The 24,445-nt window shown below is 65.0% G+C and carries 24 protein-coding genes; 12 read left to right on the forward strand and 12 right to left on the reverse strand.

Annotated elements, in window-relative coordinates:
* Positions 1–55 precede the first annotated feature (55 nt).
* The 3 genes from BKA07_RS04380 to BKA07_RS04390 form a co-directional block, all read right to left on the reverse strand.
* Entirely contained in the window at positions 56–955 is a 900-nt protein-coding gene (locus BKA07_RS04380) for an ABC transporter permease (protein ID WP_167949818.1), read from the reverse strand.
* Complete coding sequence (locus tag BKA07_RS04385; protein WP_167949819.1) at positions 955–2,265, reverse strand: betaine/proline/choline family ABC transporter ATP-binding protein; 1,311 nt, start codon at positions 2,263–2,265, stop codon at positions 955–957. Before BKA07_RS04385 ends, BKA07_RS04380 begins: the two co-directional genes overlap by 1 nt.
* Before the next feature lie 372 nt (positions 2,266–2,637).
* Positions 2,638–3,489, reverse strand: a complete 852-nt coding sequence (locus BKA07_RS04390) for an alpha/beta fold hydrolase (RefSeq protein ID WP_167949820.1) — start codon at positions 3,487–3,489, stop codon at positions 2,638–2,640.
* Here BKA07_RS04390 and BKA07_RS04395 point away from each other — a divergent pair.
* Positions 3,488–4,354 (forward strand): type I 3-dehydroquinate dehydratase, encoded by an 867-nt coding sequence (locus tag BKA07_RS04395; protein ID WP_167949821.1) that lies wholly within the window; start codon positions 3,488–3,490, stop codon positions 4,352–4,354. The two genes, BKA07_RS04390 and BKA07_RS04395, sit on opposite strands and share 2 nt — an antisense overlap.
* Positions 4,355–4,358: 4 nt before the next feature.
* Here the strand turns inward: BKA07_RS04395 and BKA07_RS04400 are convergent, their stop codons facing one another.
* The gene (locus tag BKA07_RS04400; protein ID WP_167949822.1) at positions 4,359–4,658 is read right to left on the reverse strand and encodes a DUF4235 domain-containing protein; all 300 of its coding nucleotides are present in this window, start codon (positions 4,656–4,658) and stop codon (positions 4,359–4,361) included.
* Positions 4,659–4,840: 182 nt separating this feature from the next.
* Here BKA07_RS04400 and BKA07_RS04405 point away from each other — a divergent pair, with 182 nt between their 5' ends.
* Positions 4,841–5,140 (forward strand): hypothetical protein, encoded by a 300-nt coding sequence (locus tag BKA07_RS04405; RefSeq protein ID WP_167949823.1) that lies wholly within the window; start codon positions 4,841–4,843, stop codon positions 5,138–5,140.
* Here the strand turns inward: BKA07_RS04405 and BKA07_RS04410 are convergent.
* Positions 5,127–6,014 carry an aminotransferase class IV gene (locus BKA07_RS04410; protein ID WP_167949824.1) on the reverse strand — a complete coding sequence of 296 codons (888 nt, stop codon included), beginning with the start codon at positions 6,012–6,014 and terminating at the stop codon, positions 5,127–5,129. The two genes, BKA07_RS04405 and BKA07_RS04410, sit on opposite strands and share 14 nt — an antisense overlap.
* 49 nt (positions 6,015–6,063) lie before the next feature.
* Positions 6,064–7,167, reverse strand: coding sequence for a VIT1/CCC1 transporter family protein (locus BKA07_RS04415; RefSeq protein ID WP_167949825.1), 1,104 nt, complete (start codon positions 7,165–7,167; stop codon positions 6,064–6,066).
* A 393-nt stretch (positions 7,168–7,560) separates the two neighbouring features.
* Between BKA07_RS04415 and BKA07_RS04420 the strand changes: the two genes are divergently transcribed.
* Positions 7,561–9,579 (forward strand): M28 family peptidase, encoded by a 2,019-nt coding sequence (locus BKA07_RS04420; protein ID WP_167949826.1) that lies wholly within the window; start codon positions 7,561–7,563, stop codon positions 9,577–9,579.
* Between the two features lie 190 nt (positions 9,580–9,769).
* Here BKA07_RS04420 and BKA07_RS04425 read toward each other — a convergent pair whose 3' ends face one another.
* Positions 9,770–10,762, reverse strand: a complete 993-nt coding sequence (locus BKA07_RS04425; protein ID WP_167952868.1) for an arsenic resistance protein — start codon at positions 10,760–10,762, stop codon at positions 9,770–9,772.
* Between the two features lie 97 nt (positions 10,763–10,859).
* Between BKA07_RS04425 and BKA07_RS04430 the strand changes: the two genes are divergently transcribed.
* The 3 genes from BKA07_RS04430 to BKA07_RS04440 all read left to right on the forward strand — a co-directional run bounded on the left by BKA07_RS04430 (position 10,860) and on the right by BKA07_RS04440 (position 14,328).
* A complete protein-coding gene (locus BKA07_RS04430; RefSeq protein WP_167949827.1) occupies positions 10,860–11,321 on the forward strand; it encodes a DUF3817 domain-containing protein in 462 nt (153 codons plus the stop codon).
* Positions 11,322–11,460: 139 nt separating this feature from the next.
* Positions 11,461–13,275 (forward strand): SPFH domain-containing protein, encoded by a 1,815-nt coding sequence (locus BKA07_RS04435; protein WP_167949828.1) that lies wholly within the window; start codon positions 11,461–11,463, stop codon positions 13,273–13,275.
* A 144-nt stretch (positions 13,276–13,419) separates the two neighbouring features.
* A complete protein-coding gene (locus BKA07_RS04440; protein WP_167949829.1) occupies positions 13,420–14,328 on the forward strand; it encodes a cation diffusion facilitator family transporter in 909 nt (302 codons plus the stop codon).
* A gap of 192 nt (positions 14,329–14,520) precedes the next feature.
* On the opposite strand, the gene menC is transcribed toward BKA07_RS04440, so the two are convergent.
* Complete coding sequence (menC, locus tag BKA07_RS04445) at positions 14,521–15,645, reverse strand: o-succinylbenzoate synthase (RefSeq protein WP_167949830.1); 1,125 nt, start codon at positions 15,643–15,645, stop codon at positions 14,521–14,523.
* 252 nt (positions 15,646–15,897) lie between these two features.
* Here menC and BKA07_RS04450 point away from each other — a divergent pair, with 252 nt between their 5' ends.
* The gene (locus BKA07_RS04450; RefSeq protein WP_167949831.1) at positions 15,898–16,842 is read left to right on the forward strand and encodes an FkbM family methyltransferase; all 945 of its coding nucleotides are present in this window, start codon (positions 15,898–15,900) and stop codon (positions 16,840–16,842) included.
* Between the two features lie 56 nt (positions 16,843–16,898).
* Here the strand turns inward: BKA07_RS04450 and BKA07_RS04455 are convergent, their stop codons facing one another.
* Complete coding sequence (locus tag BKA07_RS04455) at positions 16,899–18,071, reverse strand: M20 family metallopeptidase (RefSeq protein WP_167949832.1); 1,173 nt, start codon at positions 18,069–18,071, stop codon at positions 16,899–16,901.
* Between the two features lie 102 nt (positions 18,072–18,173).
* Between BKA07_RS04455 and BKA07_RS04460 the strand changes: the two genes are divergently transcribed.
* Entirely contained in the window at positions 18,174–19,652 is a 1,479-nt protein-coding gene (locus BKA07_RS04460; protein ID WP_167949833.1) for a glutamate-cysteine ligase family protein, read from the forward strand.
* 121 nt (positions 19,653–19,773) lie between these two features.
* Here BKA07_RS04460 and BKA07_RS04465 read toward each other — a convergent pair whose 3' ends face one another.
* Positions 19,774–20,070 (reverse strand): cupin domain-containing protein, encoded by a 297-nt coding sequence (locus BKA07_RS04465; RefSeq protein ID WP_167949834.1) that lies wholly within the window; start codon positions 20,068–20,070, stop codon positions 19,774–19,776.
* On the opposite strand from BKA07_RS04465, the gene BKA07_RS04470 reads away from it, so the two are divergent.
* From BKA07_RS04470 to BKA07_RS04480, 3 genes are read left to right on the forward strand one after another with little or no spacing between them, the layout of a single operon-like run.
* On the forward strand, positions 20,069–20,809 hold the full coding sequence (locus BKA07_RS04470; protein ID WP_245161835.1) for a peroxidase-related enzyme: 741 nt from the start codon (positions 20,069–20,071) through the stop codon (positions 20,807–20,809). The two genes, BKA07_RS04465 and BKA07_RS04470, sit on opposite strands and share 2 nt — an antisense overlap.
* Positions 20,810–20,818: 9 nt before the next feature.
* On the forward strand, positions 20,819–22,024 hold the full coding sequence (locus tag BKA07_RS04475; RefSeq protein WP_167949835.1) for a pyridoxal phosphate-dependent aminotransferase: 1,206 nt from the start codon (positions 20,819–20,821) through the stop codon (positions 22,022–22,024).
* Positions 22,021–22,944: a DMT family transporter gene (locus BKA07_RS04480; protein WP_167949836.1), complete on the forward strand. Its 924-nt coding sequence runs from the start codon at positions 22,021–22,023 to the stop codon at positions 22,942–22,944. The genes BKA07_RS04475 and BKA07_RS04480 overlap by 4 nt, the downstream gene beginning before the upstream one ends.
* A gap of 30 nt (positions 22,945–22,974) precedes the next feature.
* On the opposite strand, the gene BKA07_RS04485 is transcribed toward BKA07_RS04480, so the two are convergent.
* Both BKA07_RS04485 and BKA07_RS04490 read right to left on the reverse strand, forming a co-directional pair.
* Complete coding sequence (locus tag BKA07_RS04485) at positions 22,975–23,334, reverse strand: ArsR/SmtB family transcription factor (protein ID WP_209043861.1); 360 nt, start codon at positions 23,332–23,334, stop codon at positions 22,975–22,977.
* Positions 23,335–23,451: 117 nt separating this feature from the next.
* The gene (locus BKA07_RS04490; protein WP_209043862.1) at positions 23,452–24,039 is read right to left on the reverse strand and encodes a peptidoglycan-binding protein; all 588 of its coding nucleotides are present in this window, start codon (positions 24,037–24,039) and stop codon (positions 23,452–23,454) included.
* Between the two features lie 174 nt (positions 24,040–24,213).
* Here BKA07_RS04490 and BKA07_RS04495 point away from each other — a divergent pair, with 174 nt between their 5' ends.
* Positions 24,214–24,420: a hypothetical protein gene (locus BKA07_RS04495; RefSeq protein ID WP_167949837.1), complete on the forward strand. Its 207-nt coding sequence runs from the start codon at positions 24,214–24,216 to the stop codon at positions 24,418–24,420.
* Positions 24,421–24,445: the final 25 nt, after the last annotated feature.

Genomic DNA, 24,445 nt, shown 5'->3' on the forward strand with positions numbered 1-24,445 from the left:
GCATGTTCCTTTTCTCTTGTATTCGACATCTTCTGTTTGTGACGGCTCGGGACGCTCACGCTTGTGCGGCCGTGGCCTTCTTCTTCGCGCTGCGTTTGCGGAATGCAGCGACGAGCGAGCGCGGATAGTCTTTCGCATTGCCCAAGGCAGCGGTTACGCGATCGAGGTAGACCGCGACAATCACCACACCGAGTCCGGCTTCGACGCCGAGGGGCAGATTCTGGGTGGCGACGGCCTCGACGACGTTCTTTCCCAAGCCGTCGGCACCGACGAAGCCGGCGATGACGGCCATTGCCAGCGCGAGCATGATGACCTGGTTGATGCCGGCCATGATGGTCGGTGTGGCGAGAGGCAGCTGAACGCCTCTGAGGATCTGTCCCGGCGTGGCTCCGAAGGATTGGCCGGCCTCAACTGTCTCCGAGTCGACTCCTCGAATTCCGAGTTCGGTGAACCGCACTCCTGGTGGCAGGGCGAAGATGACGGTTGAGACGAGGCCGGGGACCACGCCGATGCTGAAGAAGGTCACTGCTGGGATCAGGTAGACGAATGCCGGCATGGTCTGCATGAAGTCGAGTACGGGCCGGATGAAGGCAGACGCAGTATCGTTCCTGGCGGCCAGGATGCCGACCGGGATCGCGATGATGATCGCGATGACCGCAGCGATGATGATCAGCGCCAATGTCTGCATCGCGGGCACCCACTGATCCATGGTCATGATGAAGAACAGGGTGACCAGTGTGCCCAGCGCCATCTGCCAGGACCGCAGGATCCAACCGATGAGCGCGAGCAAGATGATGATGACCAGTGGGTGAAGGTCGACGAGTACCTCGGTGAGTCCCTCGATGAGGAAGGTGAAGAGGAAGGTGACGAAGTCGAAGAACCAGGAGATGTTCTCTTTGAGCCAGTCGAAGGCGACGTCGACCCAGGCCCCGATCGGGATTCTGATGTTCTCCATTAGAAGGCGCCCTTCCTGTCTGCAGTTTCGGCCCCTGCGGCATCATCCGTCTCGGCGAGAACTTGATCGATGACGCCGGTATTCACCGGCGCAGCCCATTCCAAGGACGTCTCCTCGTTCGACTGTTCGTCGTTTCCGGTCTGATTGCCCAGCGCGGCCAACAGAGTGGCGCGGGGAACGACTCCGACGAGATGTTCTTCGTCGTTCGTCACCGGAACGGGCAGAGGGGTCTCCGATGACGGAAGGAACAGGTCGATGAGCAGATCGTCCGGCGATGCCGGTGTCACGATCGGTTTGATGATCTCATCCAGGGTGGTCGCGCCCGCGCGAAGGTGGTCGATGCAATCGCGATCGCTGACGCCGCCGAGGAACTTCCGGTGACGATCGGTGACATAGATGGCCGAGGCGTTGCTCTCGCGCATACTGCGCAAGGCGACGCGGGGGCCGTTCTGGTTTGTAACGACCTGACGGGCCTTCTCCATGACGTTGCTGGCAGTGAGGACTCTGGCACGATCGACGTCGTGGACGAATTGGGCCACATAGTCATTGGCCGGATCGGTGAGTATCTCTTCCGGGGTGCCGACCTGGACGATGCGTCCATTGCGCATGACCGCGATCCGGTCACCGAGGAACATCGCTTCGTTGAGGTCGTGAGTGATGAAGATGATGGTCTTCTTGAGCTCGGACTGCAGGTCGACGAGCTGCTCCTGCATCTCACGTCGGATGAGAGGGTCCAGAGCGGAGAAAGCCTCGTCCATGAGCAGGATGTCTGTCTCGGCAGCAAGAGCACGCGCGAGGCCCACACGTTGCTGCATGCCGCCGGAGAGCTGTTCGGGGTACTTGTCGGCCCAGCCATCGAGGCCGACTGCCTTGAGCCAACGATCCGCGGCTTTGTCTCGCTCGGCCTTGTCCGTCCCACGGATCTCAAGTGCGTAGGCCGCGTTGTCGCGAACCGTGCGGTGGGGGAGCAAGGCGAAGTGCTGGAACACCATTGAGACGTGCTCGCTGCGAGTCTTGCGCAGAGTGGGCGCATCGACCTTGGCTATATCGGTGCCCAGCACCTCGACCGAGCCCGCAGTCGGAGCCCACAGCCCGTTGAGCGTGCGGATCAGGGTGGACTTGCCCGAGCCTGACAGGCCCATGACGACGAAGATCTCGCCTGGTTCGACCTCAAAGCTCGCATCGATGACTGCGGCAGTGCCGAGTTTGGTGAGATCATCGCGATCTGCGCCTTCTTCGAGTCGTTTGACGACCTCATTCTGGCGCTTGCCGAAGACCTTGTAAACGTTTGATGCTTTGACAACGCTCACGTGCTTCCTCCTTACATTCTTGGCTGTCCGCAAGAACGAGAGGCTTCACCCCCGATTCTGCGAGCCGGCGGTGGTGGTCGATCCGAACCGGGTCGATCGCACACTCGCCTCACCGCACACGGATATCTCACTGCTCATTGTAGATTTGTTCAGCGATTACGCCATGAGTCATGTCGAGACATACCGGGGTTTTGAGCTTGTTCGGCTCTCTGACCTGGAGCGATACTGAACTATGCGTTACTTGATTGTTACAAACTCGGGTTGAGGCCCATGGGTATGTCCTTATCCGGTTTGTTAGATTGTGTGGATTTTTGATGCTGATCGCTCCGGTCCGCTCGTCCAGCAGATGCGGCGGCGTCCAGAAGGTGGCACTCAGGAAACGTCGTGCAGGAAACCGTTGATCTCGGGGTTGACCACCTCGGCGAACTCCTCGAAGAAGCCGTGCCGGCCGCCGCGGCAGATGAGGATCCGGGAATTCGCTATGCGCTCGTGCAGCAGGTGCGCGTTGTCGACGGGATTCATCAGGTCTTCGTCACCGTGGACGATGAGGGTGGCCGCTGTGATCTCCGGCAGACGGTCGAAGGCGTTGTGGCTGGCGCTGATGCGCAGATGCGCCGCCGACTCCTGGGGTGTCATCGTGTCATCGCCGAGGAGCTTGCTGCAGCGGGCAGCGCCCGTCCAGTCGGGAGTATAGAACAGCGAGAAGAGGTACTGCGTGTGCTCGCGTCCGCGCAGCCGGGCCAAGGACCGGCCGACCTCCCGTGGGCGTTTGATCGAGTGCGGCCCGCCCGGTGTCGTACATCCCAGGACCAGGGCGCTGACCCGATCGGGGAAATTCAGCGCCAGCATCTGGGCGATGCGCCCACCCATCGACGTTCCGTACACGGCGGCCCGCGCGATGCCCAGCTGGTCGAGGACTTCGGCGGCGTCGGCGGCGAAGCTCGCGGTCGACAGCACACCCAACTCGCCGCGGCTGCCTCCGGTGCCGCGGTAGTCGAAGGTCACGGTGCGAAACTGCGGTTCGAAGTCCGAGCGCAGTCCGTCCCACCATGCGTGGGAGTTCGCCTGACCTGGGAGGAGGAGCAGGGCGGGTGCCTGTGGCGGGCCGCTGACCTGGACTGCGAGCCGAAATCGGTCGCGGGTGGTGATGGTGTGCTGGTCCCTGGCGCTCACGTGCTGTTCCCCTTCACCGGTGCGGAGCCCGAACGAATACGATTGGGTCATGAAGCAATTGTCGTTCCTCAACGGTGCCGGCCGCCCGGCCATCATCGTTCCCGTCCAGGCGAGCGAGCCGGATGAGATCGTGCGGCACTGCTGGGACATTGCCGGCACCGGCCTCGTCGACGTCGTCGAATGGCGCATCGATCCGTTCATCACCCGGATCTCGGGCAATGGCAGTGCCGCGGGTGCCGGCGGGAGCGAAGCCCGCGAGCTCGCCGAGGCCGTCTTGGGCGTGGTCCCGGACGTCGCCGCAGCAGGACTGCCGGTGCTCATCACGCTGCGCACGGGATTCGAAGGAGGAGCCGCCGAGGTCGGCGAGGACGACTACGCGCAGTTCCTCTCTGTGTTCATCACCGGGCTGCGGAACCGGGGCGCGACCCAGACCGCCACCGGAGATTCCGGGCAGACCGCCACCGGAGGGTCGGGGCAAGGACAGGGGACGGAAGCGCGATTGGCCCTCGACGTCGAGATCGATCGCCGGGGAGCGAGTGAACTCATTGCCCTGGCTCACGAGTACGGTCTTCCGGTTGTGGCCTCACACCACGACTTTGCGGACACCGCCTCGGCCGAAACCCTGCTGGCTAAGTTCACCGCGATGGCCGGAGCCGATGCAGATGTGGCGAAGATCGCGATGATGCCGCGATCGCGGGCCGATGTCGCGAGACTGCTGCGTGCCACCGCCGAGGCGGATCAGACCCTCGAAACTCCCGTGATCGGGATCTCCATGGGCCGGCTGGGCAGAACCAGTCGGATCATGGGCGCGGACTTCGGCAGCCGTGCATCCTTTGCGCAGCTGGGTGAGCCCTCGGCTCCCGGCCAGATCGCAGTTGCGGACCTGGCCGGGATGTTCGACCGGCTCTACGGCTGATCGCTCAGTCGCTCGTCTCGTCGATCGGCTTCTGGAACTTCTTGGGCAGAGCCTCATCGCCGAAGCTGTTGCGAACGGTGGTGGCGGCAATGCGCTGAGCGACGAGCCGTGCCACAGCGACGCCGACACCGGAGACGATGGTCCAGGCGAGGGCCTCGGACATCGAGATCTCATCATCGACGGGGTTGTTCGGTGCGGGGCGTTTGGTCGACTTCTCCCAGGCGAAGGTCAACGCCTTGCGAGCCACGAATGTCGCCGCAATGGGCGCTCCGACGCCGATGATCTGCCAAGCGAGCTTTCCCATGCTCTGTCCTTTCCTGAGACGTTGTGTCTGCGACGACGATGCGCCGCGACGATATCGCTGGGGTGCGAATCCGTACGAGTCCACACTAGCGCAGGAGATCCGACGGCCGAACTTCATACTTTCGACGGATGTGCGGTGCCCGCGCAGCCGATAGATTGGACTTCAGTATGAGAGGAGGGGCAATGCTCACGAGATGGAAGATCGCGATCGTGACCGGGCTGTTCGTCGTGGGCGCGCTGAGTTTCCTCCTGGGGCTCTTCCCGACCTTCGCCGGGATCTTCTGGATCCTGTGGTTCACCGGATGCGGAGCCTGCATCCTCGCCTTGGTCCTGACGGTCCTCGTCCCGACGCATCGTCCCGCGGTAAGCCGTCCAGTGGCGAGTCGTTCTGCGGTGCGTCGTTCCGTGACCGATCCGCCGGTGACCGGCGGCCCGGCGGCGGACTCCGCGACCGGGTCGGCCGACGGCGTCAGCCGGCCATGATCACCCGCTGCAGCTTCGACGTCAGCTCCTCGTCGCGCGCGATGGGGTTGCCGTCCAGCTGATTGAGAGTCACGGCCGTGCGCATCGATGACACATACCAGGCTCCGTCGGCGGCGATGACATCGCCGAGGCCGAAGTCCGCGTATTCGGCCGTGAGCCCGAGCTCTCCTGCATGGTCGAAGACCAGACGCTGGGTAGTGCCGGAGAGCAGCCCGGCCTCCGGATTCGGTGTGAGGAGGCGCTCGCCTCGGCGGATGATGAGATTGGATGTCGGTCCCTCGAGGACGACGCCGTCGTGGGAGACGAACAGAGCCTCGTCGGCTCCCTGCTCCGCGGCGTACCTGCCCGCGGCCTGGTTGACCGCGTAGGAGAGGGTCTTGGCGCCGATGAGCAGCCATGGCGCCTTGCTGCCGAGGTAGGCGTCGTAGCCGCGATCGAGGCTGACGGCGGAGATGCCCTGCGTCCGGGCCCGCGTGATCTTGCCATCGACGGGGACGTTGAATGCCCAGCCGCGCGGGCTCTGGCTCCCGTCCGGATTCTGGCTCCCGCGTGAGCACGCGTAGCGGACCCCGAACTCGGTGTTCAGCGGATCGGCCGCCCGCACCTTCGCGATCACGGCCTCGAGGGCACGGTTCCACAGCTCCGGGTCCGGGTCGGGCAGGCCCAGCGCCGAGGCGGATGCGCCGAACCGTGCGAAGTGGCGTTCCCGAGACACGACGGTCACGTCCGCATCGTCGAGGCGCACGAGCACGGTCTCGAAGATGCCGTCGCCGCGGTGGGCGGACAGATCCGTGACGGGAAGCTGCGGCGCGTCGAGGTCGGCGGCCTCGACGGTGGAAGCAGCAGGGTCGATGAGGACAAGGGCATCGGTCATACCGACAGTCTAGGTTCTCGAGCGGGCCTCAGGCTGTGTGGCAGGTGGATCAGCCGCCGCTGACGCCGAAGAGGAGGCCGAGCACGTAGGTCACGGCCGCCGCGCCGAATCCCACGGCGAGCTGACGCAGGGCCCGCGGTCCCGGGGCGGTGCCCGAGAGCAGGCCGACGGTGCCGCCGGTGAAGAGGAGCGCGATGCCGACGAGTCCGGCCGAGAGGATCACCGCGGACAGTCCCGTCATGCCGAAGGCATAGGGGAGAATCGGGATGAGTGCGCCCGAGGAGAAGAAGCCGAAGCTCGACAGCGCCGCCCCCAGGCCTGTGCCCAACTCGTCGCGGTCGACGCCGGAGTCGAGGCTGGGCAGCCGCGGGGCCCTCTGGTTCTTGGCCGCGGCGATGGTCTTGTGGGCGCGGGCGTCGGCTGCGGGAGATTCCATGCCCCGGGCGCGGAAGACCAGCGAAAGCTCATTGGCGTCGATGTTGAGATCGGCCAGGGCGTGGCGGGATTCGGGATCCGGGGTCGAGGCGTCGAGCAGCTCGCGCTGGGAGCGCACCGAGATGTACTCCCCGGCCCCCATCGACAGAGCCCCGGCAAGCAGCCCGGAGACGCCGGTGAGCAGAATGACGTGGTTGCTCACTCCCGCGGCCCCGACGCCGAGGACGAGGGCGAGGTTGGAGACGAGCCCGTCATTGGCGCCGAAGACCGCGGCACGGAAGTTGCCCGACAGGCGGGCTCGGGAACGGGCCGCGAGAGCACGGACCACCTCGGCGTGGATCCGCTCATCCGCGGCCATCTCCGCCGATGCGGCGTCATCGTCGTCATAGGGCGAACTCGTCTCCGACTGCTGCGCGAGCGCGAGGACGAAGACCGACCCGAAGAGCCGCCCCAGAAAGGCGAGGCCCAGCGTGATCAGATCGGGGGCGCGCTTCTTCCCGGCCCGCTCGCCGAGGAGGTCGATCCAATGCTCCTGATGCCGGGATTCGGCCGTGGCCAGTCCCAGGAGGATCTCCCGATCCTCACCGGAGCGGCGCTCGGCCAGATCGCGGTAGACGCGCTCCTCGAGCCGCTCGTTTGCGAGGTACCTCTGCCAGCGTCGGATGGTCCTGCGATCGGGCTCATGGGGTGCGTCGGGGACCGTCGATTCATTGTTCATCACTGCTCGGATTCTAGTCGGAGACGCCCATTGAATTCAACACTTGCGCAATCGACTAAGTATCGGTTGTTATCGTTTCGTTACCTCATAGGCGCTGAGGATGCACTAGATTAAAGCTCAATGTGAGTTGTGTCACCGTTTCGTTATAGAAGTATGTATTTCGTTACTCATGGCGAAACGCGAGAATCAAGCTTCCCCTTGAGCTCGACGGGTCGGCACCGCTGCTGTTGTGAATGTCGACGGTGCCGGTGCCGTCACTTCGCGTTCAGCTTTTCGCGCGCTGCGATCACCGGGCAGGCGACGTTCGACCCGAGCGGTTGGAGATGTCCGCTCGTCGACGTGTGTGAGGAGTCATGAAGGTTCGTCTGGCACCTGAGGAGCGAAAGGAACTCTATGAAATCAAGCACCAGAACATGGCTGGCGATCACCGCCGCCACCGGCATGGTCCTCGGCGGGATCAGCCCGGCGGTGGCGGCCGGGAACGCAGGACCGAGCGAACACACCGATATGGGCGTCACAGGAGACGCCGTGATGGAGCATCTGCAGTCGATCTCGGACATATCGACGTCTCACGCCGACGAGGGATTCCGGGCGTTGGGCACTCCAGGCTACGAAGAAGCCGTCGAATACGTCGAAGCGACCCTCGAGGACACTGGTGCCTTCGACGTCGAACGGCAGGCCTTCGAGGTCGACGACCAGACGTTCGGCGACGTCGCCGTCAGCGTTGACGGACAGGATCTCGAGGTCACTCCCGCCAGCTACACCGAAGGCACCGACGAACCGCTCACGGAGCTGCCCTTGGCGCTGCCGGTCGATGACGACTACAGCGACTTGGCCGGAGGGCAGCTCGGCTGCGCGGCCGGCGACTTCGACGACAGCGCCGAGGGTGCCGTCGTCCTCGTCGCCCGCGGGTCCTGCGCCTTCGGCGAGAAGACGCAGGCGGCCACGGACGCCGGCGCCGCAGCGGTCATTCTCTACAACAACGACACCTCCGCACCCGATGAGGCGCTCAGCGCCACCCTCGGCGAGCGCATCGCCGATGGCGCACCCACCGTCGGCGTCAGCTACAACGCCGGCAACGAGCTGCTGACCAAGGTCGAAGGGGCCGCCGAGGACGAGCCGCTGCTGGCGGACTTCACCCTCGAGACCGAATACACCACCTCGACGACCTGGAACGTCATCGCCGAGACGAAGGCGGGCGACCACGACAACGTTCAGATGTTCGGCGCCCACCTCGACGGTGTCCCCGAAGGGCCGGGAGTCAACGACAACGGTTCCGGCTCAGCCGCACTGCTGGCCAGCGCAGAGGCCCTGGCGAAGCAGCCGACGGAGGCCGACAACGCCATCCGCTTCGGCTGGTGGGGTGCTGAAGAGGTCGGCCTCGTCGGGTCGACCCGCTACGTGGAGTCCCTCGGTGAGTCAGAGCTCTCGAAGGTCAAGTCGTACATGAACTTCGACATGATCGGATCCGACAACTACATCGTCGGCACGCTCGACTCCGACGGCTCCGATGTGCCGATCCCCGATGGGGTCAACGTGCCCGAGGGCTCGGCGGAGCTCGAGGAGGTCTTCACCGACTACTTCGCCGATATCGATCAGCCCAACGTCGGAACGAGTTTCTCGGGCCGCTCGGACTACCAGGCCTTCATTGACAACGGCATTCCCTCCAGCGGGCTGTTCTCCGGTGCAGACGGCACGAAGACGCAGGAGGAAGCGGATCTGTTCGGCGGGACCGTCGGGGAGAAGCACGACACGAACTACCATCAGGCCACGGACACGATCGACAACGTCAACAAGGAGTCCGTCGACATCTTCGCCCCGGCCATCGGCTATGCGGTGCACACGCTCGCCTACGATCTGAGCGAGGCACCCGCCCCGACCGATCCGCCGACCACGCCACCGACGGAGCCTCCCACGGAAACGCCCACCGAGACGCCCACGGATGATCCGACCGAGGCGCCGGACGAGCGGAGCCTGAGCATCGATCCGACCACGATCGATCAGAGCGACTTCGTCGGTGAGCGGGGCGTACAGGTGACTGCCGCCGGCTGCACCCCGGACACCGCCGCCACGATGACGGTGGATCCGCAGAATGGAAAGATCGAGAGATTCGAGCAGACCGCGACGGCTGATGCCGGTTCTGTGGCCACATTCGGCGTGCGCGGACTCGACGAGTCCAAAGCCGCAACCTATGTGGGCACGTACGAGGTCACGGTCGACTGTGACGGAGGTGACCCGCTGTCCGGTTCGTTCGAGGTCCTGGCGGCCGACAGCGACGGTCCGGGCGCAGGTGGCGGCGGGGGAGACCTGCCGCGCACAGGCAACGAGGCCATGCCTCTGGTGATCTCGGCCGGAGCGCTCATCGTGCTCGGCGTGGCCATGACCATGGGGGCTCGCCGCCGCAGGGACTGAGCTTCCCGGCAGTGCCACGGGGGTCGGTGACCGACACAGGTCGCCGTCCCCCGTGCCCATTCCCCGCGTGCCCATTCCCCTTGTCTCGGTTGCCCCGCGTGCCCATTCCCCGCGTCTCCGTGAGCCTGTGCGTCCTCGGCTCAGGGCTCGACGTGCGTCCTCGGCTCAGGGCTCGACGTGCGCCTTCGGTTCAGGACTCGATGCTGTCGGTGTTCGCCGGACTCGGACCTCGGGCGATGAGAGGGGCCAGTCGCACGAGGATCACCATGACGATCAGCTCGACGAGAGTCTGGGCGACCACGGCCAGCGGTGCGATCGACAATGAGTTCGGCAAAGCCAGAGCCAGCGGAAGCACGACCAGAGAGTTCCGCGTCGCGACCGAGAACATCACGGCACGCGTGGAAGCCGCATCCAGATGGGCAAGCACACCTGCGAACCGTCCCACAGCGACCATGATCGCCGCGAACACGACATAGACAGGCAGCACCCGCACGAGCGTGCCGACCTGCGAACCGACCGCGGCGATCTGCGAACCGACGACGACGGCCAAGGTCGCCATCATCAGTGGGACCATCGCGGCGTCCATCACCTCCTCGACGGCGTGGCCGAACGTGTGTCGTCGGGCGAGGGCCTGAACGACTGCGGCCGCGATGAGGGGGACGACGATCAACGTCAGGAACGCCTCGGCGAACGGGGCGATGTCGATGACCGAGAGCGCGTCCTCGCCGGCGAAGAGGAACAGGTAGACGGGCAGCAACAGGATCTGGGCCAGCATCAGCAGGGGAGTGGCGGCCAGCAGCTTGCCGCTCGCCCCGCCGGCCAGGCCGGTGAAGACGATGACGTAGTCGATGCACGGGGTGAGCAGCACGAGCAGGACGCCGACGAGCAGCCCCCGGTCATCGGCGACGAATCGCGACAGACCCCACACCACCAGGGGCACGCCGATGAAGTTCACGATCAGGACGGTGCCCAGGAAGCGCACATCGCGAACGGCCCGACCGACTTCGATCAGGGGCACGCCGAGGAATGTCGCGAACAGCAGAAGCACGAGCACCGGTTCGATCGAAGCCTCGAGACCGGGAGCGATGTTCGGGAATGCCGATCCGATCACTGCGCCGACTGCGATGGCGACCAGGTAGAGAAGCACCTGGAACCTGTCCCACCACTGCACCGCCGTCTTCATCACGACTCCCATTCTCCAGGTCAACGGTGAGATTCTCCCGCTCAGCTGGTGAAGGTCTTCAGCGCCCGCCCATCTCGTTCAGGCACAATGGACTCCTGTGACCCCCAAACGCTTTTTCCAGATCTTCGCATTTGCGGAGACCATCACGTGGACCCTGCTCATCATCGGCATGATCTTGAAGTACGTCACCCAGACGACCGAGATCGGCGTGCGCATCGGCGGCGGCATCCACGGGTTCATCTTCATCTGCTTCGTCATCGCCGTCATCGGCGTCGGAACCTCGCAGATGTGGAGCAAGAAACGCATCGCCACGGGACTGGCCTCTGCGATCATTCCCTACGCCACGATCCCCTTCGAGGTCTCCGTGGTCAAGGCCGGGGTGCTTGAGGGCGACTGGGGCCTGGGTGCGAACGGGCGGACCCCGAGGAACTGGTTCGAGAAGCTGACCTCCTGGGCGATCCGCTCGCCTTGGTTGGCCATTGCCGTGGGAATCGTCGTGGTCATCGCCATCTTCAGCGGACTGCTGCTCGCCGGCCCTCCCGGCGACTGGGGCAAGTGAACCTCTGAGCCGCCTCAGTGATGGCGAAGACGCCCGCGGGCCTGTGCAGGAGATGCAGACTCGCATAGGATGAGCGCAACGGGCGCTGTCGCCTCAGTTCGACCTGTCCCATTCATCCCCGAATTCCGGAAAGGCTCAAGTGGATTTCATCGTGGGCGCCGTAGTCGTCGGCGTCATAGTCATCATCGCCCTGATCGCGTTCTTCGTGATCATGCGCTCGATCAAGATCGCCTCCCCGTCCGAGGCACTCATCATCACCGGCAGGAACGCCAGCAGCTCGGGTGGCACCGGTCGTATCATCATCGGGGGGCGCTCGGTCGTCTATCCGATCGTCCAGAAGGCCTTCATCCTCTCGCTGTCATCGCGGCAGATCGCCGTGGCCATCGACGGCATCTCGATGAACGGCATCGCGCTGCGCCTGCACGGCGTGGCACAGGTCAAGGTCGGCGGCACCGAGGAGGACGTGCGCAAGGCCGCCCAGCGCTTCCTCGACCAGCAGGACCAGATCGAGCCCTACAGCACGGAGATCCTCTCCGGCACGCTGCGTGCCGTCGTCGGCACGCTGACCGTCGAGCAGATCATCCAGGATCGAGCATCCTTCGCGGCCCAGGTGCAGGAGGAGTCCGCGCACTCGATGAACAACCAGGGTCTGGTCATCGACACCTTCCAGATCTCCGCCGTCGAGGACGACGGCAGCTACCTGAAGGACTGGGGGCGCCCGCAGGCCGCCGAGGTCGCGAAGAACGCCGCCATCGCCGAGGCGAACGCCAGCCGTGCCTCGTCCGTCGAGGAGGCGCAGCAGAACGAGTCGACCCAGAAACAGCAGGCTCTGACCGATCAGGCCATCGCCGAACAGCAGCAGCAGCTTGCGCTGCGCCGTGCGGGACTGAAGGAAGAAGCCGACCAGCGTCAGGCGACAGCCGACAACGCCGGTCCGCTGGCGACGGCGGCGGAGAAGCAGAAACTGCTCGAACGCGACCGGGTGGTGGCGAAGGAAGCGGCAGAGCTGCGTGCCGAACAGCTCGATGCCGAGGTCCGGCGCCCCGCAGACGCGGAGAGGTACCGCCAGCAGGCGGCCGCCGATGCTCACGCCTACGAGATCGAAGCCCAGGGGCGCGCCGAGGCCGCGGCCGAGCTGCATCGTCGATCGAAGGACGCCGAGGCGGTTCGGCTCGAGGGCGAGGCCCAGGCCGATTCGATCAGGGCCCGCGGCGAGGCGGAGGCAGAGGCGCTTCAGGCTCAGGCCGAGGCCTACAAGAAGTTCAACGATGCGGCGGTGCTGTCGAAGGTCCTCGAGGCCCTGCCGAACATCGCCGGCGAACTCGTCGCTCCGTACGCGAACATCAAGGACCTCTCGATCGTGTCGACGGACGGAGAGTCCAAGCTCGCGAACTCGATGTCGAACAACCTCGCTCAGGTTCTCGAGGTTGTGCGCGGCACCACCGGCATCGATCTCGGCAACCTGGTCGACAAGGCCCAGGCCCAGGGCGGAGCGAAGAACTTCGGCGGGCCGGGGGACTTCGCAGGCTCCGATGACGGCACAGGTGCCGGCTCCGAGACAGCGTCGGAATCGGCCGACGTCGACGACGATCAGGTCGTCGAAGGCCAGATCTCCGAGCGATCGGGTTCCGCGGACCACGACGGACACCCGAGGCGCGGAAGCCGCTCCGGGCGCGGGGCGGCGTCGTCCGATCTGAAGGATCCCAACGCCTGGTCGCCCGAGAACTTCGATCCGACGACCTACTTCGATGAGAACGGCGACCTCGACCTGACCCATATCGGTGACGATGTGAAGAAGGCCACCGGGATCGACGTGCAGTCCTATATCGCGGACGCGCTGCGCCGTCGCGACGGAGGCGACGGTGGGGCCGATGGCCCGGACAGCCCCGGTTCGGGTGGCACCGGTTCGGACGGCACCGACGGCCCGAAGAACGGCGGCTCCGACAAGAAGTAAGACCCACGCGCCGAGGCGGTTCCGGGCACCTGAGCCCGGAGACGCCTCGGCGATGTCTGTGCCCGAATGCGGTTGAGGGAAACGAAAACCTATTAATGCATAAAGACATACGCATATGTTAATGTGATTGTGTAGGAGGTTTCCATGGCACACGACCACTCGCACGCATCAGGCTCGCGTCGCCGCTTGGCGATCGTCTTCGGCATCGTGCTGGTGATCTTCATCTTCCAGGTCATCGGTTCGATCGTGACAGGCAGCCTGGCGCTGCTGATCGACACCGGCCACAATTCCGTCGACCTCATCGGCATCGGCATCGCACTCTTCGCCGCCACTCTGGTCCGGACGCCTCCACGGGGGCAGAAGACCTGGGGGTTCCGCCGAGCCGAGGTTCTCGCCGCCGGGGCGCAGGCGACTCTGCTGCTGGGCCTGGGCGTCTACAGCCTGATCGAAGGGGTCCGCCGCTTCTTCGTCCCGCCCGAAGTCCCGGGCCCGGAGCTGATGCTCTTCGGCGTCGTCGGGCTTGTCGGCAACATCGTATCGATCATCATCCTCAGCTCGTCCAAAGAGGAGTCGCTCAACCTCAGAGCCGCATTCCTCGAAGTCATCGCCGATGCACTGGGGTCGGTCGCCGTCATCCTCGCTGCGGTGTCGATCTGGCTCTTCGACTGGACCCGTGCCGACGCGGTGGCGGCGCTGTTCATCGCGGCTCTGATCGTGCCCCGAGCGTTTTCCATCCTGCGGGAGACCGGCTCGATCCTGCTCGAACTCGCTCCGAAGGAGCTCGACCTCGACAAGGTCAAGATGCATATCGAAGGGGTCGAACACGTCCAGGACGTCCACGACCTCCACGTGACGCGCATCGACTCGAACCTGCCCGTACTCACCGCACACGTGGTCCTCGCCGACGAATGCTTCTACGACGGTCACGCCCCGCGGATACTCACGGACCTCCAGGAATGTCTGGCCGAGCACTTCGAGATCGCCATCGAACACTCGACCTTCCAGTTCGACCGGGCGAAGGACGCGGCCCAGGAGACGCACACCCACAGCTGAGTCGGTGCGGGTCGTCGGCAGCCGACAGTCGCTTGAAAGCCCAACAGTCGGCATGTTCTGCTCGAAATCCGCCGAAATTTCGAGCAGAACATGCCGACCGTTGGTGGCTGTACGGGAACGCCGTGCGCCTGCGCGTCAGCAGCCGCTCAACGACCCAGCGGCAAGCGGCGCTTCGGGCGCTTCGGGCGCCCCTCAGCTGTGGGGCAGGATCGTGAGCGAGTCGGTGCGGAACATCTCGAGCTTCGCGGGATCGATCGAGACGCCGAAGCCGACGCCCGTGGGCACGTCGACCTTGCCGTCGTGCATGACGATCTCTTCGGTGATGTCTTCGTGGAAGAAGCGGTTGGATCCCGAGATGTCTCCGGGCAGGCTGAAACCGGGAAGCGATGCGAGGGCGGCATTGGCGGCTCGGCCGAGGCCGGTCTCGACCATGCCGCCGTGCCAGACGGCCACACCGTGGGCGGCGCACAGATCATGGATCTTCTTCGCCTCGATGAAGCCGCCCACCCGTCCGGGCTTGATGTTGATGACCGCCGCCGCGCCCATGGAGATCGCATCAGCGGCCGCCTCGGCGGAGTCGATCGACTCGTCCAGGCACATCGGCGTCTCCATCAGCTTCGCCAACTCCCCGTGCTGGCGGATGTCGGCCTCGCCCAGGGGCTGTTCGATGAGCAGCAGGCCGTAGTCGTCGAGCCTGCGCAGGTGGGAGGCGTCGACAAGGGTGTAGGCGGCATTGGCATCGACCTGGAACCCGAAGTCATCGCCGAAGGCCTTGCGCACGGCAGCGATCTCAGCGACGTCCTTGCCCGGTTTGATCTTGAGCTTGATGCGGGCGTAGCCGTCCTCCAGGTAGCCGCCGATGACCCGGACGGTCTCTTCGACGGAGTGCTGGATGCCCACGGATACGCCCGAGGGCACGGAGTCGACGACGCCGCCCAGATAGCCTTTGAAGGACTGGTCGTTGAGTTTGAGTTGGGCCTCGATGACCGCCATCTCCAATGCAGACTTCGCCATCGGGTGGCCGATCACATGGCGCAGATGCCAGGACACGGTCTCCGCAGTGAGGTCGTCGACGTCGAAGAGGATCGGCGCCAGCCAGCGCTTCGTGACGTCGATTCCGGAGGCGACGTACTCCGACGAGTAGAGCGGAGCGATCATCGCCACGGACTCTCCCCAACCGGTGATCTCACCCTTGGGGGTGTCGAAGACTGCCTCGACGAGGTAGCAGTCCTTCTCGGTCTCCCGCATGAACGAGGTCTCGAACGGAGTGACCAGTGGGATCGATACCTGGTGGAGTGTGACCGACTTGAGCTTCATGCGCCATGCACCTTCTTCGTGTTTTGGGGCTGATGGTCCTTGCACTCAGCCTATAGCCACCCGCGCGACCGCCACGGGGTGCATTGCGGAATGGGACGGGAGGGCGCGCATTGCGGAATGGGACGGTCAGGGTGAGAAATGTGTGAGTTGAAGCAGGAGAACTTGTGTCTCACAGCGGCGCTTCCGCTGGAGCTTCGGCTGGCGACATTGGTATTGTGAGGCAAAGGGTTCGCGCAACCAAGGGAGAGCCACGTGAACGACTACCTGCAGTCCCTCAAAGGCCGGAAGCAGAAGTGGTTCGGACTCAAGCTGCCCGTCAAGACTGCACTCGCTCAGCCGTTCCTCCATCCGATGCTGAGGACGCTCGCCCCGCACATCAGCGGCATCAGGATCGGCAGGCTGCCCGCCCCGATCGGCCTCACCGAGGTGCGCGGTCGTGCCGGAGGCGGAAACTTCTACCTCGTCGATCCGTTCCGCTGCGAGATCGCCAAGGAATTCTACTGGGGCAAGGGGCGTCGGACGGAGGAAGAGGACGCCTTCGCGCTCGACCTCATGGTCGAACTCAGCCGCGACGCCGACGTGTTCGTCGACATCGGCGCCTATACCGGGGTCTTCACGATGGCGGTGCTGGCCGCGAATCCGGACGCGATCGCGCATTCCTTCGAAATCATCCCCGCCGTCGTCACCGGGCTGGAGCGCAACATCGCCCGCAACCGCCTCGGCGATCGGGTCACCGTCCATCCGACGGGTGTCGGCAGGCCCGGCACCACGATGCAGGTGCCCACCGGTGACGGGGGATCGGCGCTGCCGTCGTTCTACTCGACGGGAATGGACTTCGACTCCGGCGCCGAGGTGCGCTTCACCTCACTCGACGAACTCCTTCCGGACCTGCCGCCTGGCCGTCCGACGGTGACCGTGAAGATCGATGTCGAGGGGGCGGAGAACGACGTCCTCGACGACGGTCGGGAGCTGTTGGACACGCTCCGGCCCGATATCCTGTGTGAGGTCCTCGACGACCGGGCACGGCCCGAGCAGCTGATGCACGTGCTCGACCGCTTCGACTACCACTACTACCTCGTCGGCGGTGACCATCTCGTCGCCCGTGACGAGATCGTGCCCGACCCGCATCTGCGCGATTGGCTCTTCACGACGAAGAACCCGGAGGACATGCGGGTCGCGGGCTATCCGATCAGGTGACCTGAGTCAGCCCTGCAGGTGAAGGCTCGCCTCAGGCCTGCAGGTGAAGGCTCACCTCAGCCCTGCAGCTGATCGGCGATGAGGGCAGCGAGCAGCGCCGTGCGCGGGGCGATCTCATCGATGACGGCGTGTTCGTGTTCGGCGTGGGCGCCGTCGCCCACAGCGCCGAGCCCGTCAAGCGTCGCGATGCCGTCCCCGGCGGTGAAGTTGCCGTCCGAGGCGCCGCCCACGGACACGCCCTCAGGTACGGGCAGGCCGAGATCGGCAGACAGGGCGGTGGCGCGCTCGAACAGCGCGGCCGACCGCTCACGCTCGAACGGCGGCCGGTTGATTCCGCCGATGACCTCGACCGTCGATCCCTCGAGCTGCGGGCGGGTGGCGAGCTCACGGATGGCGGCGTCCACACGGTCGAGTTCGGCGGCGGTGCGGGCACGGACGTCGACATCGACGCGCGCCTCGGCGGGGACGGTGTTCGTCGTGGTGCCCGCACTGATCACGGTCGGGACCACGGAGGTGCCCGCTGACGCGTCGGCGAGATCCGCGACCAGGGGCAGGTGCAGGGCCAGAGCCATGCCCGCGTTGATCCCCTTCTCGGGTTCGAGACCGGCATGGGAGGCCCTGCCCGTGAACACGAGGGTGTAGTCGCTCGTGCCCTTGCGTTCGAGTTTGAGCGCACCGCCGGCGCTCGCCTCCATCACATACACGGCCTTCGCCTCGGCCGCCTCGGCGCGGATGAGATCGGAGGACGAAACCGACCCGATCTCCTCATCGCCGGTGACGAGGATCGACAGACCATCGAGCCCGCCGGCGCCGAGGTGCTCAGCGACGATCGCGGTCGCATGCACACTCATGATCGCCCCGGTGAGCATGTCGAAGCTGCCCGGCCCGCGCAGGAGGCCGTCGTCGGTGGAGAAGGGTTTGCGGTCGAGGGTCCCGTGCGGCCACACGGTGTCCTGATGGTTGAGGAGGACGACGCGGGCCGGTCCCGAGCCGAAGCGCAGCCGCACATGCGCGGTGCCGTCGATGGTGACGACCTCGGCCGCGGCACCGAGGCGTTCGTTCAGAAGCTCGACGAAGTCCTGGGCGCCGGCGGCCACGGCTTCCTTGTCGTGCGAGGGAGTCTCCTTCGTGATGACGCGTTCGATGTCATCGAGGATGAGAGGAAGACGCTCGGTGGCCTTCGAGACGAGATCTGCGGACTGGAGAGCTGAGGACTGAGAGGTGGTCATGACCAGATTCTACGACGGGGTCTGCGGGGCAGGTTCCGGCGTCCGCATCATGCGACGACATTCGGCAAGCGCGGACCCGGCCGTCTGTGGTTTGCTTGACCTATGGGTGAGGAAGTCAGTTCCAAGCGATATACGCCGGAAGAGCGCACGCTGTATCGGGAGAAGCTCGCGGAGAACCTCGAACTCTTCGACACGTATCTGCGCCACGCAGAGTTCAAGTCCGCGGGCACGATCGGTCTGGAGCTCGAACTCAATCTCATCGACTCCGACAATCAGCCGAGCCTGCACAACACGCAGGTCCTGCAGCGCCTCGACGATGACTACCAGTCCGAGATAGGCGGGTTCAACCTCGAACTCAACCATCCGGTCCTGCAGGTCGCCGGGCGCGGACTGAAGACCCTCGAAGCCGGAGTCGCGCATCGGCTGGACAAGGCACGGAAGGCCGCCGAGGCGGAGGGGCTGACGGTCACATCGATCGGAACGCTGCCGACCCTGAGCACCCAGTTCCTCTCCGCAGCGAAGTGGATGACCCAGGAGAACCGCTACGAGGCGCTGAGCAATTCGATCGTCGACGCCCGCGGCGAGTACGTGCGCATCGAACTCGACGGTGAGGAGAAGTACAAGCACGAGTTCTCCGACATCGCTCCGGAAGCCTCCTGCACCTCGATGCAGCTGCACCTGCAGGTTGCGCCCAACAAGTTCGCCGAGGCGTGGAATGCCTCCCAGGCGATCGCGGCGGCGCAGGTCGCGATGAGCGCGAACTCACCGCTGTTCGTCGGCCGCAAGCTCTGGCACGAATCCCGGATCCCCGTGTTCAGCCAGGCCATCGACACCCGCACTCCCGAGCTCGTCAACCAGGGGGTTCGGCCCCGAGTGTGGTTCGGAGAGCGGTGGATCACCAGCGTCTTCGACCTCTTCGAGGAGAACGTCCGCTATTTCCCGCCCCTGCTGCCGGAGATCAAGGACTTCGTCGAGTTCAGCCAGGCCGATGCGCCGAAGCTCTATGAACTCAATCTGCACAACGGCACCGTGTGGCGCTGGAACAGACCGATCTACGATTCCTCGGACTCCGGCGCCCACATCCGTGTGGAGAACCGACTGCTCCCGGCCGGGCCCACTCCCATCGACATGGTCGCCGACGCCGCCTTCTACTACGGTCTCGCCGAGTTCCTCGTCGGAGAGAACCGTCCCGTGTGGTCGAGGATGTCGTTCCGTGAAGCTCAGGAGAACTTCTTCGCCTGCGCCAAGGACGGCATGCACGCACGGGTGACCTGGCCGAAGATCGGCCACATCGACGTCGCGGACCTTGTGCTCGACGTTCTCATTCCACAGGCGCGGAGGGGGCTGAGTCGTCTGGGCATCGACAAGGACGTCATCGACGAATACATGTCGATCATCGAGGGCCGGGCCGAGCGGCGTGCCAACGGCGCGACCTGGCAGCTGAGGATGCTCGACCATCTGGCCCCGAACAGCGCCCCGGACTCATCCGAGCGCCGTGAGGGCCTGAAGCAGATGATGGACGCCTACGTGGCGAATCAGGTCTCGGGCGACCCCGTCCACACCTGGTCCCTGCCCAGCTGAGCACCGTCGTCGCAGCTGTCGCAGCTGCCTCAGCCTCGTAGGTGGACGATTTGGACCGAAGTTTCGCTGTCGGAGCGGTCCAAAACGTCCAGCCAAGGGACCGATTGCTGGGTTGGACCCGTCAGAGGCGTTCGATCTCGACGAAGACGATGTCATCGGTGCCGTCGGGATTCGAGACCTCATGCTCGGAGCCCGCGGCGCGTGTGTAGCTGACGCCGGCCTCGAGGTCGGCGACGATCGACGTCCCATCCGAGTTCCGCACGTGCATCGCGTCGGTGACCATCGGCACGACGACGTACTCGTAATCATGCTTGTGCATGGGAATGATCCCATTGGGCTGGATGGTCCACCTGGTCACACGGAAGACTCCGTTGTCGAGCTGGATCTCACCTGTCGAACCGGTGTTCGTCTCACTCATGATTCCACTCCTCCTGATCGTCATCGATGATCTGCTCTTCACCCTAGCCGTCTGTGCCGTCGCATCCCAGCCCCACGCGACCGTCTTCTCGCTCGCCTCGTCGACTGCGACAGTGGTGCGTGACCGGTGGCACAGACGACCCGCCTCGGCGGTTAGCATGAGCAGTATGCGATACCCATATGCTGACATCGACGATGTCGAAGACGATATCCGCGAACAGATTCTGGCGGTGTCGGAGAAGTCGGGCTTCGTGCCCAACGTCTTCCTCTCCCTCGCCCGCCGTCCGGCGGAGTTCCGCGCATTCTTCGCCTACTACGACGCCCTCATGGAGAAGGAGACCGGGAACCTGAGCAAGGGAGACCGGGAGATGATCGTCACGGCCACCTCGGCGGTGAATAACTGCCTGTACTGCGTCGTCGCCCACGGAGCCGTGCTGCGGATCATGGAGAAGAAGCCCCACGTGGCCGACCAGGTGGCCGTCAACTATCGGCAGGCCGACATCACCGACCGACAGATGGCGATGCTCGACTTCGCGATGACGGTCTGTGAGGAGCCCTGGACGCTCGGCGATGCCGACTTCGCGGCCCTGGCCGAGCACGGATTCGACGACGAAGACGCCTGGGACATCGGCGCGATCACCGGATTCTTCGGCTTGTCGAATCGGATGGCGCACGTCGGGTCGATGATGCCCAACCCCGAGTTCTACCTCATGGGACGCGTCCCCCGCGAGAGGAAGTGAGCGATGACCATGAGCACCCACACGAGCGCGCCCCGCGTCTCCGACCGGGCCGGCCTGGTCCAGCCCTTCGCCGCCATGAACATCGTCGCCAAGGTCCAGGAGATGTCACGCAGCGGCCGTGACACCATCGCCATGTGCCTCGGCGAACCGAGCCAGGGTGCATCGGGCCCGGTGCGCAGGAGAGCCGCCGAGGTGGTCACCGACGGGACGAACCTCGGCTACTCCCCGGTCTTCGGCATCCCCGAACTGCGCGAATCCATCGCCGGGCACTACCGCGCCTGGTACGGCCTCGACGTGGATACCGAACGGATCGCCATCACCACCGGATCCTCCGGTGCCTTCCAGACAGCCTTCCTCACCTGCTTCGACGCCGGCGACCGTGTCGCGCTCGCACGTCCCGGCTACGGTGCCTACAAGAATATCCTCGCCGCCCTGAACTGCGAGGTCGTCGAGCTCGACTGCGGCGGAGACCACGGCTTCCAACCCACCGTCGAACTCCTCGAACAGGCACACGCGAAGGCCCCGCTCAAAGGGCTGATGCTCGCCTCGCCGGCGAATCCGACGGGGACGATGATCACCGGCGACCACCTCGGCGAGCTCGTCGCCTGGTGCGTCGAGCACGACGTGCAGGTGATCTCCGATGAGATCTACCACGGCATCAGCTACATCGGGACCCGCGGTGAGACCGCGCTCGCCCACGATGACAATGCCATCGTCATCTCCTCGTTCTCGAAGTACTGGGCGATGACCGGGTGGCGACTCGGCTGGGCGATCCTGCCCGGGGAGCTGACGAACCCGGCCCAGAACGTGACCGGGAACCTGTCGCTGTGCGCCCCGGTCCCCGCCCAGCATGCGGCCGTCGCGGCCTTCACCGAGGAGTCCTACGCGGAGTGTGAGGCGGCGGTCGACTCCTTCGCTCGGGCCCGCAAACACGTTCTCGACGCGACGGCCGACCTGGGGTTCACCGATATGGCACCGCCCGATGGGGCCTTCTACATGTATGCGCGCATCGACGAGATCCTGCAACGGTCGCACCCTGACATCGTCACCGCGACCGATTGGTGCGAGGCGCTCCTCGACGCCACCGGAGTCGCTCTGGCGCCGGGTGACGACTTCGACTCCGTCAACGGCTCCCGCTCGGTGCGGCTGTCGCTGGCCGTCGGCGCGGACAAGACCGCCGAGGCGCTCGAGAAGATCCTCGACTTCATGAGATGACCTCGAAACCGGCTGCGAGCCACGGCGCTGCGTCCTCTGGTCTGCCGACTCTGGGCATCATCGTCTCGGCGATGCTTCTGGGCTCGGCAGGCCTGTTCGTCATCCTCGCCGAGGCGAGTGCTCCGACCGCGGCATTCCTGCGCTGCTGGATCGCCGTCATCGTCCTCGCACCCCTGGCGGTCGTCGAACTCCGCCGACACGGCCTGCTGCCGTCGAAGGCGGTCATCGTCGCGGTGGTCTCCGGCATGGCCTTGGGCATCGACTACGTGCTGTGGGCTCAGAGCGTCCTCGACGCGGGTGCCGGCGTTTCCACGGTCCTCATCAGCGTCCAGGTCATCGTGTTCCCCGCGCTGGTCTGGGCCTTCGGAGGATCGCGGCCGGGGTGGCTGTTCATTGCCTGCATCCCGGTCATGATCATCGGCATGCTGCTGACCGGGGGAGTCTTCGGTGCCGATGCAGGAGCGGCGAACCCGGGACGTGGAGCGATCTTCGGAGTGCTGTCCGGAATCCTCTACGGCGTCTACATCTTCGGCATCCACCACTGTCGGAAGGCAGCGCGGGACTTCGTGGTCGCGCCCGTGGCCGTCGGCACCGTCGCAGCCGGGGTGATGACGGCGATCGCCGGGTTCGCACTCGGCGGCCTCGACTTCGACCTGGGCTGGAGCGGATGGGGCTGGATGGTCGCACTCGCGGTCTTCGGCCAAGCACTGTCCTGGGTGCTGCTGAGCATTTCGAGTCCGCAGGTTCCTGTGCCGCGGACGGCCGCTCTCATGCTGCTCCAGCCGCTGTCGGCGGTGGTGTCGGGTGCGGTCGTCGTCGGCGAGCGGCCGACGCCGCCGCAGTGGATCGGAGCCGTGCTGGTCGTCGTCATCGTCTGGGTCGTCGGCGGTGGACCTCAAGCCCTGCGCAGAAGACGGTGAACCCGGCATGCGGGGATGGTCCAGAGGCACTCAGTGTTCGTGAGCCTCGATGGTGTGAGCCAGCGCGTCGAGGATGATGTGGGCGACGTGATCGTCCTTGAGCGAGTAATAGGCCTCGCGGCCGATTCGGTTGACTCCGACGAGGTGGAGGCCGCGCAGGAACTTCAGGTGCTGGGAGACCAAGGGCTGTGAGAGTTCGGTCGATTCGACGATATGAGTCACCGTCGCTTCACCGTGGGCGAGGACCAGCAGCATCTTCAGCCGGGAGGGAGTGGCCAGCGCCTTGAACAGGTCGGCCGTCTCCGAAATGGCCTCGAGATTGTCCTCGGGATTGCGCAGGAGCTGTTCGACTTCTGGATTGACCGGGGTGGAATCTGAAGAGGAGGCCATGGGTAGAGATTACCGGAAATTCCGCAGCGAACTCACGTCTGCGAATCCGCTGTCGTTCGTGCTGTGCCGTTGACGGTCGATGTGCGGCTCGACCCATGAAGTCAGAGGACTCCCTGCTCAGCTCAGGGCTTCGACGTCGTCCTGACTGCCGATGAGGTCGTCGGCCAGCGACTTCCACTGCCCATAGGCATCGGGCAGAGCCGATCGCTGCACGGCCTGTGCCGCTTCGGTGGGTCTCATCGTGTGCCAGTCTTCGATCTGGTCGAGGCCGGGGTTCTCGATCTCCGGATTGATTCCGTAGAAGGACTTCGTGGCGTAGGAGGGGTCATTGAGCCGTTCCGGGTCGCCCCAGCCCTGTGAGGGGCGCTGCTGGAACAGGCCGACCGAATCGCGGTCACCCGAGTCGAGGTTGCGCAGGGAGGATTCCTGCAGGGCCGTCATGAGGGCGATTCTGATCGCCCGGTCGTCGAAGTCGCCGCCGCGACCGATGCCGATGATGAGTCGGGCATTGTCGATCTGCTGTTCGGTCAGTTGGTTCACTGAAGCCATCTGCATCTGCCTGATTGTGGTGGAGCCGAAGGAGACTGGCGCTTTGATGATGATGACGGCAGCCAGTGCCAATGCCATCACTGCTGCTCCGAGGCCGATCAGGGCACCACGAAGCACGGACCGGTGGTCCTTGCGGTGTCGGGTCTGTCCAGGCATGAATATAACGATAATGCAACAAACTGAAGGATGCATGTGTCCACGCCGTGCCTTTTGTCACGAAACAATCACGGAAGTGGATTTCTCCGGTGTTCCGTCGATGGCGCGCCGATGTTCCAACTCTGCGTCATCGTGTGCAGGCGGGGCAATGAGGGAGCGGGCTACGATCGGGCTATGGCTTTTGCAAGACGACGCTATCCAAGATCTCGGCTGTTCGGGTGCCTTGTGGGCGTGATCGGGATGGTCGTCATGATGATCGTTGTCGTCGCCGTTGTGGCCACGCTGGCAATCGTGGGGGCCGGCGGCGGTGGCTCGGGGAACGGTTCGAGCGGTGACGGTGCATCGCCCGCCTCCAGCGGACACTGGTCGATCGGCGGCTGAGCGTTCAGAGGCTCCACCGGGCGCT

The sequence above is a fragment of the Brevibacterium marinum genome (genome assembly GCF_011927955.1).
GTDB classification, from domain to species: Bacteria; Actinomycetota; Actinomycetes; order Actinomycetales; family Brevibacteriaceae; genus Brevibacterium; species Brevibacterium marinum.

Bases quoted from the DNA above. Each gene is read 5' to 3' on its own strand.
- BKA07_RS04380 (WP_167949818.1), bottom strand. From the start codon at position 955: ATGGAGAACATCAGAATCCCGATCGGGGCCTGGGTCGACGTCGCCTTC.
- BKA07_RS04395 (WP_167949821.1), top strand. From the start codon at position 3,488: ATGAAGCAATTGTCGTTCCTCAACGGTGCCGGCCGCCCGGCCATCATC.
- BKA07_RS04390 (WP_167949820.1), bottom strand. From the start codon at position 3,489: ATGACCCAATCGTATTCGTTCGGGCTCCGCACCGGTGAAGGGGAACAG.
- BKA07_RS04400 (WP_167949822.1), bottom strand. From the start codon at position 4,658: ATGGGAAAGCTCGCTTGGCAGATCATCGGCGTCGGAGCGCCCATTGCG.
- BKA07_RS04405 (WP_167949823.1), top strand. From the start codon at position 4,841: ATGCTCACGAGATGGAAGATCGCGATCGTGACCGGGCTGTTCGTCGTG.
- BKA07_RS04410 (WP_167949824.1), bottom strand. From the start codon at position 6,014: ATGACCGATGCCCTTGTCCTCATCGACCCTGCTGCTTCCACCGTCGAG.
- BKA07_RS04415 (WP_167949825.1), bottom strand. From the start codon at position 7,167: ATGAACAATGAATCGACGGTCCCCGACGCACCCCATGAGCCCGATCGC.
- BKA07_RS04420 (WP_167949826.1), top strand. From the start codon at position 7,561: ATGAAATCAAGCACCAGAACATGGCTGGCGATCACCGCCGCCACCGGC.
- BKA07_RS04425 (WP_167952868.1), bottom strand. From the start codon at position 10,762: ATGAAGACGGCGGTGCAGTGGTGGGACAGGTTCCAGGTGCTTCTCTAC.
- BKA07_RS04440 (WP_167949829.1), top strand. From the start codon at position 13,420: ATGGCACACGACCACTCGCACGCATCAGGCTCGCGTCGCCGCTTGGCG.
- menC (WP_167949830.1), bottom strand. From the start codon at position 15,645: ATGAAGCTCAAGTCGGTCACACTCCACCAGGTATCGATCCCACTGGTC.
- BKA07_RS04455 (WP_167949832.1), bottom strand. From the start codon at position 18,071: ATGACCACCTCTCAGTCCTCAGCTCTCCAGTCCGCAGATCTCGTCTCG.
- BKA07_RS04460 (WP_167949833.1), top strand. From the start codon at position 18,174: ATGGGTGAGGAAGTCAGTTCCAAGCGATATACGCCGGAAGAGCGCACG.
- BKA07_RS04470 (WP_245161835.1), top strand. From the start codon at position 20,069: ATGATTCCACTCCTCCTGATCGTCATCGATGATCTGCTCTTCACCCTA.
- BKA07_RS04465 (WP_167949834.1), bottom strand. From the start codon at position 20,070: ATGAGTGAGACGAACACCGGTTCGACAGGTGAGATCCAGCTCGACAAC.
- BKA07_RS04475 (WP_167949835.1), top strand. From the start codon at position 20,819: ATGAGCACCCACACGAGCGCGCCCCGCGTCTCCGACCGGGCCGGCCTG.
- BKA07_RS04480 (WP_167949836.1), top strand. From the start codon at position 22,021: ATGACCTCGAAACCGGCTGCGAGCCACGGCGCTGCGTCCTCTGGTCTG.
- BKA07_RS04485 (WP_209043861.1), bottom strand. From the start codon at position 23,334: ATGGCCTCCTCTTCAGATTCCACCCCGGTCAATCCAGAAGTCGAACAG.
- BKA07_RS04490 (WP_209043862.1), bottom strand. From the start codon at position 24,039: ATGCCTGGACAGACCCGACACCGCAAGGACCACCGGTCCGTGCTTCGT.
- BKA07_RS04495 (WP_167949837.1), top strand. From the start codon at position 24,214: ATGGCTTTTGCAAGACGACGCTATCCAAGATCTCGGCTGTTCGGGTGC.